This is a genomic window from Streptomyces sp. NPDC029044 (assembly GCF_040637495.1).
Classification (GTDB): Bacteria; Actinomycetota; Actinomycetes; order Streptomycetales; family Streptomycetaceae; genus Streptomyces.
In genome coordinates this window covers 21397-38148 of record NZ_JBEZWN010000054.1, presented here as the reverse complement: position 1 = coordinate 38148, position 16752 = coordinate 21397, and the positions used below count along the sequence as shown (strand labels likewise).

General features: G+C 69.3%; 16 protein-coding genes and 1 pseudogene. 6 read left to right on the top strand and 11 right to left on the bottom strand.

The features are described from left to right. Positions 1-20: 20 nt before the first annotated feature. Positions 21-551: a TerD family protein gene (locus tag AB0E85_RS30915; protein WP_361934020.1), complete on the bottom strand. Its 531-nt coding sequence runs from the start codon at positions 549-551 to the stop codon at positions 21-23. 449 nt (positions 552-1000) lie between these two features. Further along, entirely contained in the window at positions 1001-1612 is a 612-nt protein-coding gene (locus AB0E85_RS30910; RefSeq protein WP_361934016.1) for a flavodoxin family protein, read from the bottom strand. A 198-nt stretch (positions 1613-1810) separates the two neighbouring features. On the opposite strand from AB0E85_RS30910, the pseudogene AB0E85_RS30905 reads away from it, so the two are divergent. From AB0E85_RS30905 to AB0E85_RS30890, 4 genes and pseudogenes are all read left to right on the top strand, one after another. Beyond that, positions 1811-1897 (top strand): annotated as a pseudogene (locus AB0E85_RS30905) (four-helix bundle copper-binding protein); the annotation flags it as partial. Positions 1898-2047: 150 nt separating this feature from the next. Further along, a complete protein-coding gene (locus AB0E85_RS30900) occupies positions 2048-3892 on the top strand; it encodes a thiamine pyrophosphate-requiring protein (RefSeq protein WP_361934013.1) in 1845 nt (614 codons plus the stop codon). Then, complete coding sequence (locus tag AB0E85_RS30895) at positions 3889-4776, top strand: enolase C-terminal domain-like protein (RefSeq protein ID WP_361934010.1); 888 nt, start codon at positions 3889-3891, stop codon at positions 4774-4776. Before AB0E85_RS30900 ends, AB0E85_RS30895 begins: the two co-directional genes overlap by 4 nt. 373 nt (positions 4777-5149) lie before the next feature. Beyond that, positions 5150-6349 carry a low specificity L-threonine aldolase gene (locus AB0E85_RS30890; protein WP_361934007.1) on the top strand — a complete coding sequence of 400 codons (1200 nt, stop codon included), beginning with the start codon at positions 5150-5152 and terminating at the stop codon, positions 6347-6349. A gap of 77 nt (positions 6350-6426) precedes the next feature. On the opposite strand, the gene AB0E85_RS30885 is transcribed toward AB0E85_RS30890, so the two are convergent. The 6 genes from AB0E85_RS30885 to AB0E85_RS30860 form a co-directional block, all read right to left on the bottom strand. Next, positions 6427-7116 carry a hypothetical protein gene (locus tag AB0E85_RS30885; RefSeq protein WP_361934005.1) on the bottom strand — a complete coding sequence of 230 codons (690 nt, stop codon included), beginning with the start codon at positions 7114-7116 and terminating at the stop codon, positions 6427-6429. Beyond that, entirely contained in the window at positions 7113-7538 is a 426-nt protein-coding gene (locus AB0E85_RS30880) for a hypothetical protein (RefSeq protein ID WP_361934002.1), read from the bottom strand. The genes AB0E85_RS30885 and AB0E85_RS30880 overlap by 4 nt, the downstream gene beginning before the upstream one ends. Before the next feature lie 6 nt (positions 7539-7544). Next, a complete protein-coding gene (locus tag AB0E85_RS30875) occupies positions 7545-9923 on the bottom strand; it encodes a glycoside hydrolase domain-containing protein (protein ID WP_361933999.1) in 2379 nt (792 codons plus the stop codon). A gap of 24 nt (positions 9924-9947) precedes the next feature. Continuing rightward, positions 9948-10208, bottom strand: coding sequence for a hypothetical protein (locus AB0E85_RS30870; RefSeq protein WP_361933997.1), 261 nt, complete (start codon positions 10206-10208; stop codon positions 9948-9950). 230 nt (positions 10209-10438) lie between these two features. Then, positions 10439-11446, bottom strand: a complete 1008-nt coding sequence (locus AB0E85_RS30865; RefSeq protein WP_361933995.1) for a hypothetical protein — start codon at positions 11444-11446, stop codon at positions 10439-10441. A 12-nt stretch (positions 11447-11458) separates the two neighbouring features. Further along, positions 11459-11974: a hypothetical protein gene (locus AB0E85_RS30860; protein WP_361933993.1), complete on the bottom strand. Its 516-nt coding sequence runs from the start codon at positions 11972-11974 to the stop codon at positions 11459-11461. 207 nt (positions 11975-12181) lie between these two features. On the opposite strand from AB0E85_RS30860, the gene argB reads away from it, so the two are divergent. After that, on the top strand, positions 12182-13024 hold the full coding sequence (argB, locus tag AB0E85_RS30855; RefSeq protein ID WP_361934061.1) for an acetylglutamate kinase: 843 nt from the start codon (positions 12182-12184) through the stop codon (positions 13022-13024). Here argB and AB0E85_RS30850 read toward each other — a convergent pair. Genes AB0E85_RS30850 through AB0E85_RS30840 form a run of 3 tightly spaced genes read right to left on the bottom strand, consistent with a single transcriptional unit; the run spans position 13011 to position 15358 of the window. Beyond that, positions 13011-13502 carry a GNAT family N-acetyltransferase gene (locus AB0E85_RS30850; protein WP_361934059.1) on the bottom strand — a complete coding sequence of 164 codons (492 nt, stop codon included), beginning with the start codon at positions 13500-13502 and terminating at the stop codon, positions 13011-13013. The genes argB and AB0E85_RS30850 overlap by 14 nt on opposite strands. A gap of 60 nt (positions 13503-13562) precedes the next feature. Next, on the bottom strand, positions 13563-15137 hold the full coding sequence (locus tag AB0E85_RS30845; protein ID WP_361933990.1) for an amidohydrolase: 1575 nt from the start codon (positions 15135-15137) through the stop codon (positions 13563-13565). 8 nt (positions 15138-15145) lie between these two features. Further along, positions 15146-15358, bottom strand: coding sequence for an MbtH family protein (locus AB0E85_RS30840; RefSeq protein ID WP_184554348.1), 213 nt, complete (start codon positions 15356-15358; stop codon positions 15146-15148). A 93-nt stretch (positions 15359-15451) separates the two neighbouring features. Here AB0E85_RS30840 and AB0E85_RS30835 point away from each other — a divergent pair, with 93 nt between their 5' ends. Beyond that, positions 15452-16558 carry an alpha/beta hydrolase-fold protein gene (locus AB0E85_RS30835; protein WP_361933986.1) on the top strand — a complete coding sequence of 369 codons (1107 nt, stop codon included), beginning with the start codon at positions 15452-15454 and terminating at the stop codon, positions 16556-16558. The last annotated feature ends 194 nt before the right edge of the window (positions 16559-16752 follow it).

The following is a 16752-nucleotide window of genomic DNA, read 5'->3' as shown; positions in this document are numbered from 1 at the left end:
GTGGAGGGGCGCCGCCGCCGTCACGGCCGTGTGCGGCCCATCTCCTCGGTGAAGGGCACCGGGTCGCTGTCGAAGCCCCGGATCATCTGGCGCATCTCCCAGGCTCCGGACGCGTTCCTGGTGAACTCGGCGAAGGTGGCGGCCGTCGCGTCGGCCACGCCTGAGAAGTCGTCCGCGAGCAGCTGCCGGTAACCCTCTACGAAGAGCACCCCGGCGTTGGACATGTCACCGAACGAACGGGGGCCGCCGTCCTGGTGGATGACCACCCCCACCACCACCCGTCCATAGGCCGGTGCCAGCCGCTCGAACTCCAGCACCATCACTTCGACGAACCCGAGGCCCATGCCGGTCCGGCTGTGCCGGATCATGTTGATGGTGCCGTCCGGTGACCTGCTGTCGTAGTGCACCACATACGCCGGTTCACCGTAGGGATCGTCTGCTGTGTACGTCGCCGCGACGATGTCCAGGTGCCGGTCCGGCTCCCCGTACGGACTCGGATCCCACCGAAGCCGCACCTCGACCTTGCCCAGCCCTTGATTCCCACCACTCATGGTGCAACTCCCCCGCCAAGCCGACGTCCGCGAGACCCTCCCGCTTGATCAAGTATGGTCGGAACGGGGGCACTTCATGCGTCCGCGGCCGGCCCACGCATCGCGACCGCAGTCGGCAGGGGTGCAGCCGGGCGGTCACGCCTGCGGCGGCGATCAGCTCCGGCGCTCGTAGCCCTGGCCCCTGGGCATCACCCGACGCGCAGGTGCGACCCCGTTCACCGTCGCGCTGGAACGCCGCGCACCGCCCGGTTTCGGACAGGCGCGCAGCTGGGGCAGCGTCTCCCGGCTGTTGGCTGGGTCATTCCGCCGCCTTCTCCACGGCCCTTGTCGCCCTTGTCCGTGCCGTGGACGCTGTGCTCCTTCGCCTCCATCGCGCGGGCCTTGTCCTCGCCGCCCTGCTGGGGCGTGCCGCCGCCAGCACGGCCCTTCCCCGGGCCGCGGGACGAGCCTCACTGAGGCGGAGCGCCCAGCGGGCTCGCGGCCAGCGCACGGGCGGTGCCGTACAGATTGGCAGCCATCGCACGGCCGGTCTTGTGAGCCCAGTCGTGGCCGCGTCGGTCGTCGAGGTAATCCGGGCCCGGGCCGGGGCCCAGGTGCCAGTAGGTCCACGACTGGCCGGGGACGGTGTAGCCGATGTCGCCCAGGGCTCCGTTGATCTCGCTGATCACGTGGTGCGCCCCGTCCTCGTTGCCGGTGACGACGACGCCCGCGACACGGTTGTAGGCGACGGGGCGGCCCTCGTCGTCCGTCTCGGACAGCATCGCGTCCATCCGTTCCAGGACGCGCTGGGCTACCGAGGACGGCCGGCCGAGCCAGGTCGGGGACGCGATGACGAGGATCTGCGCCTGGAGCAGCTTGGCGTGCACCGTGGGCCAGTCGTCACCTGCGGCGACGGCTTCACTCACCACGCCGGGATGGATGTCGAGATCCACGGCTCGGACGTACTCGACCTCGACGCCGGCGTTCTCCGCCAGCCAGTCGCCGACGACCTGGGCCAGCGCCGCGGTGTTGGACGGCTCGGGGGACTTCTTGAGCGTGCAGTTGATCACCAGTGCCTTCATGACACAGCCGTACCCCGCTGCGGGCGGACGACCCCGGGGTGCACCCGACCGGGCCAGAAGCAGCACTGGCAGGTCGTCAGGGACGGGACGGCGGGACGTGGTTCGCCTGCCGCGGGGCCTTCCCTGCACTGAGGACGACGATTCGCCGGCGGCGGGTCTTCCCGCGTCGGACGGCGTTGCGCGCACAGGAACGCCGGCGACCGGCACGAGCACTGCCGCGTCCGCGCTGAAGCCTGCCGCCGCTGCGAACAGGCGTGCAACGACCTGCTCGCCTCCCTGGGCTGATGTTCGGACGACCGGGCGGACTCCGCGAGCGCGGCGTTTCGCCCGTACCCGCACGGTTACCCCTGAAGAGTCGTACCCTCGCGCGCCCCCCTGTGCACGGTCCGGACGCCGGGGACAGTGGTTCATCGACGGGATCGGAACGGAGCTTGCATGGCCAGCACCAAGGTGTCCGACTACATCCTCCAGCGGCTGCGCGAATGGGATGTCGACCACGTCTTCGCCTACGCGGGCGACGGCATCAACGGTCTGCTGGCGGCCTGGGGGCGGGCGGACAACAAGCCCAAGTTCGTCCAGGCCCGCCACGAGGAGATGGCCGCGTTCCAGGCCGTCGGCTACGCGAAGTTCTCCGGCAAGGTCGGGGTGTGCGCGGCCACCTCCGGCCCCGGCGCCATCCACCTGCTCAACGGCCTCTACGACGCCAAGCTCGACCACGTGCCCGTGGTGGCCCTGGTCGGGCAGACCAACCGCAGTGCCATGGGTGGCTCCTACCAGCAGGAAGTGGACCTCGCGAGTCTCTACAAGGACGTCGCCTCCGACTTCTGTGAGACGGCGACGGTCCCCGAGCAGCTGCCGAACCTCATCGACCGCGCCTTCCGCACCGCCTACGCCAAGCGCACCGTGACGGCGATCATCCTGCCTGCCGACGTGCAGGAACTGGACTACAGCCCGCCCACGCACGCCTTCAAAATGGTGCCCTCCAGCCTGGGACTGGGACGGTACGCGCCGGTGCCGGCCGACGAGGACCTCCAGCGGGCCGCCGACGTGCTGAACGCCGGTGAGAAGGTCGCGGTCCTCATCGGCCAGGGCGCCCGCGGCGCACGCGAGGAGGTCGAGCGGCTGGCGGACGTGCTCGGTGCCGGCGTGGCCAAGGCCCTGCTCGGCAAGGACGCCCTGCCCGACGACCTGCCCTACGTCACCGGCTCCATCGGGCTGCTGGGCACCCGCCCCTCCTACGAGCTGATGCAGGAGTGCGACACCCTGCTGATGATCGGCTCCAGCTTCCCCTACACGCAGTTCATGCCGGAACTGGACCAGGCCCGTGCCGTCCAGATCGACATCGACCCGTTCATGATCGGCCTGCGCTACCCGAACGAGGTCAACCTCGTCGGTGACGCCCGCGAGACGCTCCAACGGCTGCTGCCCGGGCTGCACCGGAAGACGGACCGGGCGTGGCGGGAGAAGGTCGAGAAGAACGTCGCCCGCTGGTGGGAGGTCATGCAGCGCCGTGCCGCCGTCAGCGCCGACCCCGTCAACCCGGAGTACGTCGTCCACGCCCTGGACGGCAAGCTGCCCGACGACGCGATCCTCGCCGCCGACTCCGGCTCGGCCGCCAACTGGTACGCCCGGCACCTGCGGCTGCGCGGCCGCATGCGCGGCTCCCTGTCCGGCACCCTGGCCACCATGGGTCCCGGCGTGCCGTATGCCATCGGGGCGAAGTTCGCCCACCCCGACCGGCCCGCCATCGCCCTGGTCGGCGACGGCGCCATGCAGATGAACGGCATGATGGAGCTGGTCACCGCCGCGAAGTACTACCGCGAGTGGTCCGACCCGCGGCTGGTCGTGGCCGTGCTCAACAACGGCGACCTCAACCAGGTGACGTGGGAGATGCGCGCCATGTCCGGGGCTCCGCAGTTCGAGGAGTCCCAGCACATTCCCGACCTCCCGTACGCCGACATCGCCCAGCGCATGGGCCTGGACGGCGTGCGGGTGGAGAAGCCCAAGCAGGTCGAGGCCGCCTGGGACCGGGCTCTCGCCGCCGACCGGCCTTTCGTCATCGACTTCCGCACCGACCCGGCCGTGCCGCCGATCCCGCCGCACGCCTCCCTGGACCAGATCGAGGCCGCGGCCACCGCGATCCTCAAGGGCGACAGCGACCGGGGCTCCATGGTGAAACAGGGTCTGAAGGCCAAGGTGCAGGAGATGCTGCCCGGCAGCCGTCACCGCGACGACCGCCCCGGCGCCGGCAAGCACGACAGCGCCGAAGAGAACAAGTGACACAGGAGGCACCGCACGACCGGACGCTCCACGACGGGCCCGTCGTGGAGCGTCTGGCCGTCTCCGTCTACCGGATCCCCACCGACCTGCCCGGCGGCGACGCGACCCTGACCTGGGACGCGACGACCATGGTGCTGGTCGAGGCCACCGCGGCCGGGGTGACGGGCCTCGGCTTCACCTACGGCTCGCCCGCCACCGCCACCGTCGTCGAGCACGAGCTGGCGGACCTCGTCGTCGGGCACGACGCCTTCGACGTCCCCGCCGCCAACGACCGGATGAGCCGGGCGCTGCGCAACGCCGGCAGGCCCGGCATCGCCGCCGGGGCCGTGTCCGCCGTCGACACCGCCCTGTGGGACCTCAAGGCACGCCTTCTGGACCTCCCGCTGGTGCGTTTGCTGGGCGCGGTCCGCGACGAGGTCGCGGTGTACGGCAGCGGCGGCCTCACCCCCTACGACGACACCCGGCTGGAACAGCAACTGCGCGGCTGGACCGGCCTGGGCATCGACCGCGTGAAGATCAAGGTCGCCGAGTCCTGGGGGCGCCGCGAGGCCCGTGACCTGCACCGCACCGCGCTGGCCCGCCGTGCCGTGGGTGACGCCGCCGAGCTGTACGTCGACGCGAACGGCGGCTACACCCGCAAACAGGCCGTACGTATGGCAGCCGCCATGGCCGACCTCGGCGTGACCTGGCTGGCCACCCTCATCGACGCCCTGCACGCACACGGATCCGCCGGGGCCGGCGAAGGAGGACGTATCGCCGCCGGATCCCAAGGCGTTCGGTCGATTCCGGGAGCAGTCAGCCAATCAGGCGCCGATGGGGCTCTCGACCCGGAAAATGTGCGGCGCAGGACCGGTCTCACAGATGCATTTGCGGTGGCCCATTGACCGGGACCAAAGCGCCCGGATAGAAACATCACGATCAGGATCGCGATCACGAGTCGGGTCCGTACAGCTCTGCCCCGGGGGATTTCGCTTTGCCGCACACCGATGCACTGCGTCCTGCCCGCATCCTTGTCGTCGAACCCGCCTCCTCCGGAGGCGCCACCCTGATCGGCGTCGCGGCCGGGAATGGGGCTGCGGGTCGTCGTCGCCACGGCCGACTCCGGCGACCGCCGGCTCTCCGACGCCGTGCGCGCGGCGGCCGATTCGGTGCTGACGGTGGAGACCAACGACAGGCCGCAGGCCGTCCCCGAGGTGCGCCCGTCCGGACCACATGTGTCACACCCATACCTACGACCTCAACAGGTAGGCGAGCACCATGACCGTACAGCGACGACACGACCCGGACGAGCGCGGCTTCGCCAGCGACAACTACGCGGGCGCGCACCCCGAGATCATTGCGGCGATCGCCCTGGCCAATGGCGGCCACCAGGTCAGCTACGGCGCCGACGTCTACACCGAGCGCCTCCAGGAAGTGGTGCGCGGCCACTTCGGCCCCGCCGCGCACACGTACCCGGTCTTCAACGGCACCGGCGCGAACGTGGTCGCGTTGCAGACCATGCTCGACCGCTGGGACGCCGTGGTCTGCGCCGAGTCGGCCCACGTCAACGTCGACGAGGGCGGGGCGCCCGAGAAGGTTGCCGGGATCAAACTCCTGACGGTGCCCGCATGGGACGGCAAGCTCACCCCTGAGCTGATCGACCGCCAGGCATGGGGCTTCGAGGACGAGCACCGGGCGCGGCCCAGGGTCGTCTCGATCGCCCAGTCCACCGAACTCGGCACCTGCTACACGCCGGACGAGATCCGTGCCGTCTGCGACCACGCGCACGACCTCGGCATGCTCGTCTACCTGGACGGCGCCCGGCTCTCCAACGCCGCCGCCACCCTCGGCGTGTCCCTGCGTGAGATGACCACCGACGCCGGCGTGGACGTCCTCTCGCTCGGCGGCACCAAGAACGGGCTGCTCTTCGGCGAGGCGGTGATCGTGCTCAACGAGGACGCGGTGCGCGGCATGGCCCACCTGCGCAAGACGAGCATGCAGCTGGGCTCCAAGATGCGTTTCATGTCGGTGCAGTTCGAGGCGCTGCTGGGCGGCGACCTCTGGCTGCGCTCGGCGGCCCGCTCCAACGCGATGACCCGACGGCTGTACGAGGCGGTGCGCCATCTGCCGGGTCTGGAGATCGCCCGCCCGGTGCAGGCCAACCAGATCTTCGCCGTGCTGCCGCCGGCCGTCACCGAGCGTCTCCAGAAGCGCTTCCGCTTCTACACCTGGGACGAACAGGTCGGCGAGGTCCGCTGGATGACCTCCTTCGACACCACCGAGGGCGACGTGGACGCCTTCGCGGCGGCGATCGCGGAGGAGCTGGCGGCGGAGCGAGGGCAGGGGGCGGCGGGCGCGCTGACCACGGCCGAGCGCGAGGAACTGGTGGAACTGCGGCACAAGGTCCGCGAAATGCAAGAGACGATCGAAGCACTGAGGACGGAGCCCGCCTCCCCCTCGAACCGCAGGACGAAGTAGCCGACGGCGAAGGCGCAGGTGGCCGGGGAAGGCATCGCCCCGGCCACCCGTGCCCGTGCCCGTGCCCGTGCCTGAGATCAGGCCGCTTGCCTGCTCGCCAGCTTCTTCGCGGCCGTGATGCGCTCGGGGTCTTGGACGTTCTGGGTCCCGGCCCCCTTGCCGGGGGTGATTCTCCACTGCCGGAGGGTCTCCGCGACCTGGGCCAGTTTCGCCGAGCCCGGGGGGACGTCGACGAAGAAGGTCGACTCCTTGGCCGGCTCCATGTCGCCTCCCCACTTGATGACGCCCTGAAGCTCGGCGAGGATGTCCCGGATCGCCGTGACCTGGTAGGGGAAGAGGTTTCCCTTGACGCCGAGCGGACAACTCTCCGGATACAACGCCAACGCGGTGCCTGACAGATGGTTGGATTCGAAGTCCGCCTTCACGTGCAGAGCATCGCTGTACCCGATGATCTGCCCGCGGCCCGCTACGAGCTCGGCCACGTCGTAGTGGAAGCGTTGCGCCGCATACGACAGGACGGTCCCCACATCTCCTTCTCGCAGGGTGACATGGAGGTCGGTTCCCGGTATGTCATAGGGGGCGGTGCCCGAGGAGCGTCCGCGGAGGACCTCCCAGCCGTTCGCCGATCTGGACTTGTGCCACGAGTCGTCGGCGGCTTGGGCGGTGAGGGGGACGAGAAGGCCTTCCCCGGTGGTGAGCAGTGCCGCTCCGGCCACGACCCCGGTGAATTGTTTCAGCACGCTGCGGCGCGAGAACTTGGCGTTCATGAAGAGGCTCCAGGAGATTGTCCGACACGCTTGCGCAGGAATACGGAGGTGCCGGCCGAGACGAGGCCGGAGCCCGCCAGCAGGCACACGACCACGTTGATCGACATCGAGACGTACTCCACGGTGGACCCGTCGGAGTACAGGCAGGCGCTGCGAAGAGGCCAGTACTGCTGCTTGATGGCCGTCAGTTCGGCTCCGGCGTCGTTCTGGCTCGTGCACAGTTCGGGAAAGGGACCTCCCAGGCTGACCGAGAACCAGCCGTAGCAGTACAGCGCCACCGCCAGGGAGAACAGGATCAGAGCGATGAGCGCGTAGACCTTCGGCACAGGCAGCGGCGGATGGCTCAGCAGGATGAGGATCACTACGACGCCCACCGCCGCGGCCACCGCGCTGACGACGAGCAACGCGCCCATCAGGACCATGTGCGACTACCCCTTTTCCGCCTTCTGCGCGGCGATGAACTTCGCTCTGCGGGCCACTTGCTGATCGATGAGATTCTGGAGCGTCTCGGTGAAACCCGCGTAGAACTCGCTCATGACGGAGTCCGGCTCGTTCCACGGCTCCTTGCCCAGGGGGCAGTTCCGCTGGATGAGGAGCGCACGGGTGGAAGACAGCAGGGTGTCGTCGATCTGGTCCTCCAGGAACGCCTTCGCCGTCGTGCCGATGTTGCTCGTGACACCGCCGAACCGGTACAGCTTGAAGTCGCTGAAACGGGTCAGATGTCCTGTGCCGATGAGGATTCTCTTCAGTTCGTCGACGATGTTCGTGCTGCTGTTGTCCTTCAGGCGCTGAGCGACCAGAAAGCCGTCGATGTCCTCGATGAGGTCGCCCAGCGCGAACGTCGATGCCACATCGGGACGGCACAGCGTCTTGCGGCAGAAGTCCAGCGGAGAGGCGTTGTCCGAGCGGCTCCACTCACCGTAGAAGGTGAGCAGGTCTCCGCCCCAGCTCGCCAGTTCGGCGCGGTTCGCCTTGCCCACTCCGGCATTCCCCTTGAGGAAGTACCCACTGGCGCTCGCCACCAGGTGGTCCGGATTGATGACGACACCCATGGACGGGTCCGCGTAAGCGAAGTTCCTCGACCGGCCGATCCCCCGGCCGGAGGCGTAGGTGATGAACGCGTCGTCGACCTCACCGAACAGCGCTCTCCACCGCGAGTCGGTGTACTTGTCCCAGCGCATGAACTGCAACGAGAGTTCGTCCGGATCGCCCTTGCCGTAGGAGACCGCGGCGTCGTAGACCGCTTGAACGTAGGCGACGAACTCTTCGGCCGCCGAGGTGCCGGTGTCGTTGACCGACTTCTGCCCGAAGTCGGATCCGGGGCGGTGCGCCACCCGGTCAAGTCCGAAGGTGTCCGACCCGCCGGTGAAATCGAACTCCTTGATCTGGTTGAACGTCCAGTTCTGCGGCAGCGGGAAGCCGAGGTTGCCGGAGAAGCCGTAGGACATGCCGGACACGTACGCGTACGGCACATAGGCGCCCCCGGAAACGCTGGCGCACACGTTTCGTGAGCCGTAGACACCGGCTATGTACTTGCTTCCATTGCTCTTGAGGGCATCGTTCACGCCGGAGAAGTAGTCGATGATCCGGTCCATGTCCGCCGCGGTGGCGTCGTAGTCGACCGCGAAGTAGATGACCGTGCTCCGGTTGAAGCCGTACCCCTCGGCCCGGCCGTGCGCGAGACTGCCGTGCAGGTAGCCGTTGCTGTACTTGAAGTCCGTGAGGCTGCTCGCGTCGTACTGCCAGATGGGTATGACGTTCAGTCCGGCGGAGAAGATGGCGTTCAGCTCGCCCGGCTGGATCTCCTTGTTGAGGGTGCTCGACGCCGGCTCGTCCAGGTAGCGGCCCACGGCGCGGTATCCCGCGTCGTAGAGGGCCGCTGCCCGCTCGGCGGTGATGGTGAAGCGGGTGTCGCAGGCGTTGACCGGGCGATCGGGGTTGCCGTAGGAGACCAGCAGTTGCGCCCAGGTGTCGAAGTCGGCCTTGCCGGTCTCGCCGATCGCGGAGAAGCTCTGGAACTTCTTGACCCAGTCCGTGAGGTCCGCGTCGAAGGTGTTGCCGAACGTGGCGATGTCACCACTGGTGTTGGAGGGGCCGTTCGCCACGCACGCGCCGGTGAAGAGCTGCACCCACGTGCCGCTGTCGCCCTCCGAGAGGGTGTGGGCCTTCAGGCCGGCGACGGTGCCGGGACCGAACACACCGGTGGCCTGGTCCTCGGGGATGCCGGACTCGTACTGGATCCCCTTCATCAGCGCCTGCTGGGCGTCCCGGGAGAAGAATCCGTCGCACGGGCCGATGAAGAAGGTGGACTTCTCGAAATAGCGGCCGTTGAGCCACTGCTGCATGAACCGGATCTGTTCCAGTCCGCCGGACAGGAATATGTAGGCGTCCATGGTCAGCAGGGCCTTGAACACCTTGGGGCGTACGGTGCCGTCGAGGTAGACCGCCGATAGACCCATGTGCTGCATCATCGTGTTGATGCCGGTCTGGGTCGCCTGGGACATCTGCCCGTCTATGGCGCCGGCGCTGTAGCCCTTGCAGTACATCGCACACTGGATGATCTTGACGATGTTCTCGTTGGTCTCGCCGATCTTGATGGAGCCCTTGGCCTGAAGCGTCGACAGCGTCGTCGGCCCGAAGGCGTTGGACAGTGCGGTGATGCCGAGTTCGTGTTGCAGCGCGCGCGTCAGGGAGTACATGGTGTTCCAGCCGGTCTTGCCGTCTTCCGTGACAAGGGTGTAGCCGGAAACGTTCTTGTAGGTGGCGTTGACCCATTTCTGAGCCTGTAGCACCATTTCGTCAGCCATGGCGACAAGCAGCCCTTCGTTCAGTTACCGGTCGGTGATGGGGGTGAACTCGTCGACGAAGATCTTCGGTTTCTGCGGAATCGGGCCCATGTCCTTGGAGCCGATCATCGCTTCGTCCCGGCCGGTTCCTCCCGGGGGGACGTCCTGAAGCCAGAAGCGGTTGTAGGCGGTCCAGCCCTTGCCGTCGGCGATGCTGATCTGGACCGAGTACGTCGTCGCCCGCTCGTGGGTGTTGGCCACCTCGATCTCGGTACGCACACCGCCGGTTCGGGGTGTGGCGCGCACCCGCAGGTCTCCGTACTCCAGGACCCGTGTACGGCCTTCGGAACGGACCGAGGCCACCGGCGACGGGGGCGCCTGCGGACTGCTCTGCTCCGCGCCAGAAGTCGTCGGCCGCTGCGACGGGGCGGGGGCCGGGCCGGTGGCCCCGTCCGTACACCCCGCGGCCAGCAGGCCTGCCGCGATCAGGCACAGTGCCCGCACCGGGCGCGATGCGGGCGCTGCCGGGCTGTTTCTCACCGCGCGGAAGCCGTCATCTGCTTGCGCGCCGCGGCGACCTCCGTGCCGTGCTGCTGCTTGATGGCGGTCAACTGGCTCCGGTTGTCGGCGATCTGCCGGTTCTGGATCGCCGACTCCACGTCGAACCAGATCTTCACCAGGTCGGTGTGCTGCTTGCAGTCGATGTCGTCGACCGCCAGGGCGATGGACTCCTTCGTCGGCTCGCCGTTCGCCGTGACGCCCTGGTCCATCGCCTTGTAGGGATCGGCGAGTCCCGCGTGTCCCTTGCCGGCCATGCAGGAGGACCACGCGGCGGTGGCCTTGACGACCTTCTCGTCCTTCATCGACTCCGTCAGGCTGTCACCGGCCAGCTGCGCGACGACGACCGGGTCTGCGTCCTTCACACCGAGCCGGTCCTTGGACCAGCCGATGCAGCCGCCCTGCTTCAGCGCCTTCCCGTTGTACTCCGCTCGCGCGGGCCGCACGCCCTGCGCGGGGGCTGCGACGGGCTGACCCGCCTTGGCCGCCGCGGGAGTCTCGGGCTTGGTGTGACCGGTCAGGACCTCGACCTCGACTCCGGACAGCTCCCGCATGGTCTGCTCGGTGTGCTCCCGCAGTGCCGGGGGGAGTTCGTAGCCGTACTTCTCGGCCTGGCCCCGGTCGGTAATGCCGTAACGGCGTTCGATGTTGGCATCGTTGTCGCTGGGCGGCGGGTTGGCGCCCGCCTTCGGCAGCGCCAGGTCGATGCCGTAGTCCTTCATGCAGGACTGCTGGAGATCACTGGCGGCCTGCTCGACGGTGACCTGGTCCTCGTAGGAGGCCATGTACGCCTCCAGGGGCAGGGTCAGGTCCTTGGTCAGGCCGGAGGTGGGGACCTTCGCGGGCCAGTTCTCCTTGTTCACGATCGGTTTGCCGTCGGCCGCGTTCCGGGTGATGTCCGGAGCGGCCCCGGAGGAGCAGGCACTGACCAGGAGAGCCGAGGCGGTCAGGGCGACCGCGGTGGCCGTCCGCTTGATGCGCTTCACGCGGGTTCCTTCTTATGCGAAATGGGAGGAAGCGTTGTTGTTCTTCAGGGCGGTGATCAGATCGGTGATGTTGCAGTCCCCGTACGGACCGTTCTTCGCGAAGTACTGAGAGGTGCCGCCGTAGCCGGAGTTGAAGTACACGCGGTAGTTGTCGTCCCGGGCGCAGTTCTGCACGGACGCCGCGTTGTTCTTCATGTACTGGCCGTTGCCGTTGCCGCCGTTGCCGAAGACGTACCGGTAGGTCGTCAGTGACGATCCCTGGTACTGGCTCGTGCCCCAGTGGTCGGACACGTTGCTGTAGAACGTCGTGTACGCCGACTTGATGTAACCGCCCTGGATGGCGATGTCCTTGGAGTTGTAGAACAGCCAAAGATCACCGTAGGAGCAGGTGATCCACGGGACGTCACAGTTGTCCGTGACGGTGTACTCCGCCGCGTTCGCCGGGTGGGCGGTCGCTGTCACGGCCGCCACGGCCGCGAAGGACATGGCGAAGGCGGCCGACTTGGCCCTGAAGCGGGCACTCCTCATCACAGCTCCATCAATAGGTCACGGATGTGAAGAGGATCCTGGCCTTCCGGTCACTGTCATGGCCATGAACTTTGCTTGATCTAGACCCGATGTACATCTGCGAGTTAGGTTAGGCTAAGTTAATAAACTCCTGGGGTGTCCGGACCTGAACGGAGTGACCGCGTGAGCGTGACAGCAGCCCGAGAAGAGGGTCCGTTCGCCTGGGCACTGCCCTGGCCCGAGGGGCTGCGGGGCAGGGCGGTCGTCATCAAGTTCGGCGGAAACGCCATGGTGGACGCGAGCCTGCAACGGACCTTCGCGCAGGACGTGGTGGAGCTGTGGCACGCGGGCCTGCGGCCGGTCGTCGTGCACGGCGGTGGGCCGCAGATCAGTGCGATGCTCGACCGGCTCGGGCTGGAGACCCGGTTCGAGGCCGGGCTGCGGGTGACCACGCCCGAAACCATGGATGTGGTGCGCATGGTGCTTTCGGGGCGTGTCCAGCGGGAGTTGGTCGGTCACATCAACGCCCATGGGCCCTTCGCCGTGGGGCTGACCGGGGAGGACGCGCACACGATGACGGCCGTGCGGCGCCAGGCGCGCGTGGACGGTGAGACCGTGGACATCGGTCTCGTCGGTGACGTCGTGGACGTCAACCCGGCCATGGTGCGAGCCCTGTTGGAGCAGGACCACATCCCCGTCGTCTCCCCCGTGGCCCGCGGCGCGGACGGTCAGGTCTACAACGTGAACGCCGATCTCGCGGCGGCGGCCCTCGCCGTCGCTCTCGACGCGGAGCGGCTGGTGATGCTCACCGATGTCGAGGGGCTGTACGCGGACTGGCCGCGCAGCACCGAGGTCATCGGGCGGCTGACGGCCCGTGCGCTGGACGCACTGCTGCCCGGGCTGGCGAGCGGCATGCTGCCGAAGATGGAGGGCTGTCTGCGGGCCGTCCGCGGCGGGGTGCGCAAGGCGCACGTGGTGGACGGACGTGTGCCGCACGCGGTGTTGCGCAGTGTCCTCGCCGAGACCAGCCCGGGCACCACCGTGGTGCCCGACGCCGTCACCAAGTCCTGATCAGAACACGCGCGTTGCGCCGCGGATCCAGGGATTGCGCCCAGGTACGCGGCGCACGGTGCGCGGTCGTGGGCGTGAAGCCGTGACGGAGGAACAGTCCGGCGCTCCCGGTGGTCGCCGTGAACAGGGCGCCGAGCGACCGGGCGCGCGCCGTGACGAGCACCGCCCGTAAGAGCCCGGCTCCCGCTCCGCTCCCCTGCCGGTGTGCCGCGACGCAGAAGTTGTAGACGACGCCCGCGAGTTCGCCGTCCTCCCGCGCGTCCGTGGGGTAGGCGCGCAGGCCCACGCAGCCGTCGAGCGTGCCGTCAGGGGCCTGGAGGACCAGGAAGTCGGCCGCGTGGGCGGCGTAGAGCGAGACGGGGCGTTCGCGCAGCGCGCCCGAGCGTACGAAGGGCCGGGACAGGGCGGCGAGGGCGGCGGCCTCGTCCGGGCGTGCGGTGCGCGGGGCGGGTGTCGGTGCGTCGCTGGCGCGTGGCAGCGCGGCAGGGCGCGGCAGGGCCGTGGTCACGGGGTTCCTTCCTCGGTTCCGGACCGGGGATCAGTCGCGCGGGCGGCTCGGGAGGCCGTCCACGTACGTCTCCACCACCTCGATGTCGCCGATGCGCGAGGTGTCGACGCTCCGGGGGTCGTCGCCGAGGACGACCAGGTCGGCGTGTTTGCCGGGGGTGAGGCTGCCCAGGCGGTCGTCCCAGTGACAGGCGCGGGCACCGGCCACGGTGTGGGCGTGCAGGGCCTCATCGACGGTGATGGCCTCGTCCGGGCCGATGAGCTGCCCGGACGCCGAGGCCCGCTCGACCATGAACTGGACGGCGCGCAGGGGCGATCCGTCGGCGACCGGCCGGTCGGAGCTGCCCACGAGGGGAATGCCGTGGTCCAGGAAGGCCCGGCCCCGGTACATCCAGGGCGCTCGTTCCTGGCCCATGATCGAGGCGTAGTCGTCGCCGAAGCAGCTCAGGAAGTTCGGCTGGACGACCGCGCTGACGCCGAGCCGCGCCATGCGCGGGAGCTGGTCGGGCCGGATCAGTCCGGCGTGTTCGATGCGGTGGCGTGCCCCGGGCCGGGGCCGGAGCCGCTGGGCGCGCTCGATGGCGTCCAGGGCGACGTCCGCCGCGCGGTCGCCGATCGCGTGCACGGCGAGCTGCCAGCCGGCGAGATGGCCGTCCACGACGAGGCCGGTGAGCGCATCCGGATCGTCCTGCAACTGCCCGGCGTGGTCGAGCCCTTCGTACGGGCTGGTCAGCGCGGCCGTGCGGGCCATCATGCCGCCGTCGGTCCAGACCTTCAGCGCGCCGACGGAGAGCCGGTCGTCACCGAACCCGGTACGCAGGCCGAGGCCGAGGGCCCTCGGGATGCCGTCGCTCTCGTGCGCGGCGACCGGGTCCAGCCGGTCCGCTGACACCATGAGCTGCACCCGCAGCGGCAACAGCCCCTTGTCCCGGGCGAGTTGGTAGGCGCCGAGTTCGACGGGGCTGTGGCCGAACAGGGCGCCGCCGATGCCCGCTTCGGCGCAGGCGGTGACGCCCTCGGTCAGGCAGGTGCGGGCCGCGCGGCCGATCGCCTCGGCCAGGTCCTCCTGGGCGTGCGGCAGACGCAGGGCGCGGGCGGCACCCATGGCCTGCTCGGCGAGGAAGCCGTTCTCGTGCGGGGTGCCGGCCGGGAGCAGGTCCAGGACGGCGGTGTTGACCACGCAGCCGTGCCCGGAGTCGTGCAGCAGGTAGAGCTTGCGTCCGTCGCTGACCCGGTCCAGGTCGGCCGCGGTCAGGTGGCGGCCCAGGGCCCGCTGGTCGTAGCCGGCGATGCTCACCCAGTCGCCGGGTGCGCGGGTGCGGGCGACGGCCTCGGCCACGACCGCGAGCACGTCGTCGACGCGGGTGCGGCCCGCGATGCTCGGGGTGTTCTGCTTGAACCCGGTCCAGGCGAGGTGGACATGGGCGTCGATGAACCCCGGCAGCACCGTGGCGCCCTGGAGGTCGACGGTCTCCCGGGCGGGCAGGGAGGTCACGGCCTCGTCGAGGCCCACGATCCGGCCCTGCCAGATGCCCAGGTCATGAGCGACCGGATGGTCCGGATCCATGGTGAGGAAACGGGCGTTGGTCAGCCTGGTGCACAGCATCGGCGGTGTCAGGCGTCCTGGGATGCGGCGAGGGACCGGGGGCGCAGGTCCGTCCAGTGGGTCTCGACGTACTCCAGGCATGCCTCGCGGGTGTTCTCGGCGAAGGCGATCGTCCATCCCCCGGGCACGTCGGCGAACGACGGCCAGAGGGAGTGCTGGCCCTCGTCGTTCACCAGGACCAGGAAACGGCCGTCGTTGTCGTCGAAGGGGTTGGTGCTCATGCGCTGTGCCTCCTCGGAAGGCCAAGATTAGGTTAGGCTCGCCTAATTGACGGAGCTTAGCCTTTGGTCCTTCCCTCTCACAAGGAGATGTTCATGCACGTGGCCGCGGCCGACAGGGAGGGCGCGTTCGCCGGGTTCGGCCTGCCGGGCGTGCCCGGCAGTGACGCGTTCTGGGCCGTGGTGGGGGCGCCCTCATCGGTGCCCGCCGAGGGGGGCGGCTGGGTGACCCTGTTCCTGTGGCGCGGGTCGTCGCCGGTGACCGTCGAGTTCGAGAGCTGGTCGGAGCCGGTCGCCCTGCGCCGCTGGAGGGACACCGACTGCTGGTACGCCGAGGTGTCCATGCCCGCGCGGCTGCGGGTGACGTACCGGTTCGTGACGGGTGACGCGTCGCACGCCGATCCGTTCAACCCGGCCGGGGCGGGAGCCGACCGGTCCGTCGTCGCGACGCCGGACGCACCGGAGCAGCCGTACTGGCCCGTCCTCGGGGCCGACGCGGTGCTGCCCGTGCCGCGTACGCGGATTCGCTGGGCGAGTGAGCGGCTGGGCGGGCGGCGTACCGTGCGGGTTCACCCGGCGGGGGGTGGCGGGCCGGTGGTGCTGCTGCTCGACGGGGACGACTGGCTGTACCTGCATCCGGCCGTGACCGCGTTCGACGCGGCTGTGGCGGCCGGTGAGTTGCCGCCTGTCACGTTGGTCTTTCTGCCTGCCAAGGACCGCTCGGCCGAGTTCACGTGCCGGCCCGAGCTGTGGGAGGCGGTGCGGGACGAACTGCTGCCGTCGGTGGCGGAGTCGGGCGTCACCGCCGACCTGGAGCGGCTGGTGGTCGCCGGGCAGAGCCTCGGGGGGCTGAGTGCGGTGTACGCGGCGCTGGAGTTTCCCGGGTTGGTGTCGCGGATCGCCTGTCAGTCGGGGTCGTTCTGGTGGACGCCGGATGCCATGCGGGCGGCTGATCCGTTGGGGGGGCCGGTCGGGGGTGTGATCGCCGAGCGGCTGCGGGCGGGTGTCGATCTGTCGGGGCTGCGCGTCGCGTTCGACGTCGGGGAGCACGAGGACCGGATGCTGCCCCACTGTGAGGTGATCGAGGGCTTGGTGGAGGGGGCCGGGGCGACCGTGCGGGTCTCCCGGTCCGCGTCGGGGCATGACCGGGCCGGGTGGCGGCATGCGCTGCTCAGGGATGTGGGCTGGGCCCTCGGGTCGTAGTCGTGTGCGGGTGCGTGGGGGGCTGGTCGCGCAGTTCCCCGCGCCCCTGAGGACGTTCCCCCGAGCCCCCTGACGAGTCACACGTGGCTTCAGGGCTTCGCGTGCAGCGTCATTGTCGGGTGCGGGTGCGTGGGGGCTGGTCGCGCCGTTCCCCGCGCCCCTGAGGACGGTTCCCCCGAGCCCCCCTGACGAGT

Excerpts from the sequence above, each read along its gene's own strand:
- AB0E85_RS30840 (WP_184554348.1), bottom strand. The coding sequence starts at position 15,358 with ATGAGCACCAACCCCTTCGACGACAACGACGGCCGTTTCCTGGTCCTG.
- AB0E85_RS30915 (WP_361934020.1), bottom strand. The coding sequence starts at position 551 with ATGAGTGGTGGGAATCAAGGGCTGGGCAAGGTCGAGGTGCGGCTTCGG.
- AB0E85_RS30875 (WP_361933999.1), bottom strand. The coding sequence starts at position 9,923 with ATGGCTGACGAAATGGTGCTACAGGCTCAGAAATGGGTCAACGCCACC.
- AB0E85_RS30885 (WP_361934005.1), bottom strand. The coding sequence starts at position 7,116 with ATGAACGCCAAGTTCTCGCGCCGCAGCGTGCTGAAACAATTCACCGGG.
- AB0E85_RS30860 (WP_361933993.1), bottom strand. The coding sequence starts at position 11,974 with ATGAGGAGTGCCCGCTTCAGGGCCAAGTCGGCCGCCTTCGCCATGTCC.
- AB0E85_RS30835 (WP_361933986.1), top strand. The coding sequence starts at position 15,452 with ATGCACGTGGCCGCGGCCGACAGGGAGGGCGCGTTCGCCGGGTTCGGC.
- AB0E85_RS30890 (WP_361934007.1), top strand. The coding sequence starts at position 5,150 with ATGACCGTACAGCGACGACACGACCCGGACGAGCGCGGCTTCGCCAGC.
- AB0E85_RS30845 (WP_361933990.1), bottom strand. The coding sequence starts at position 15,137 with ATGCTGTGCACCAGGCTGACCAACGCCCGTTTCCTCACCATGGATCCG.
- AB0E85_RS30910 (WP_361934016.1), bottom strand. The coding sequence starts at position 1,612 with ATGAAGGCACTGGTGATCAACTGCACGCTCAAGAAGTCCCCCGAGCCG.
- AB0E85_RS30900 (WP_361934013.1), top strand. The coding sequence starts at position 2,048 with ATGGCCAGCACCAAGGTGTCCGACTACATCCTCCAGCGGCTGCGCGAA.
- AB0E85_RS30880 (WP_361934002.1), bottom strand. The coding sequence starts at position 7,538 with ATGGTCCTGATGGGCGCGTTGCTCGTCGTCAGCGCGGTGGCCGCGGCG.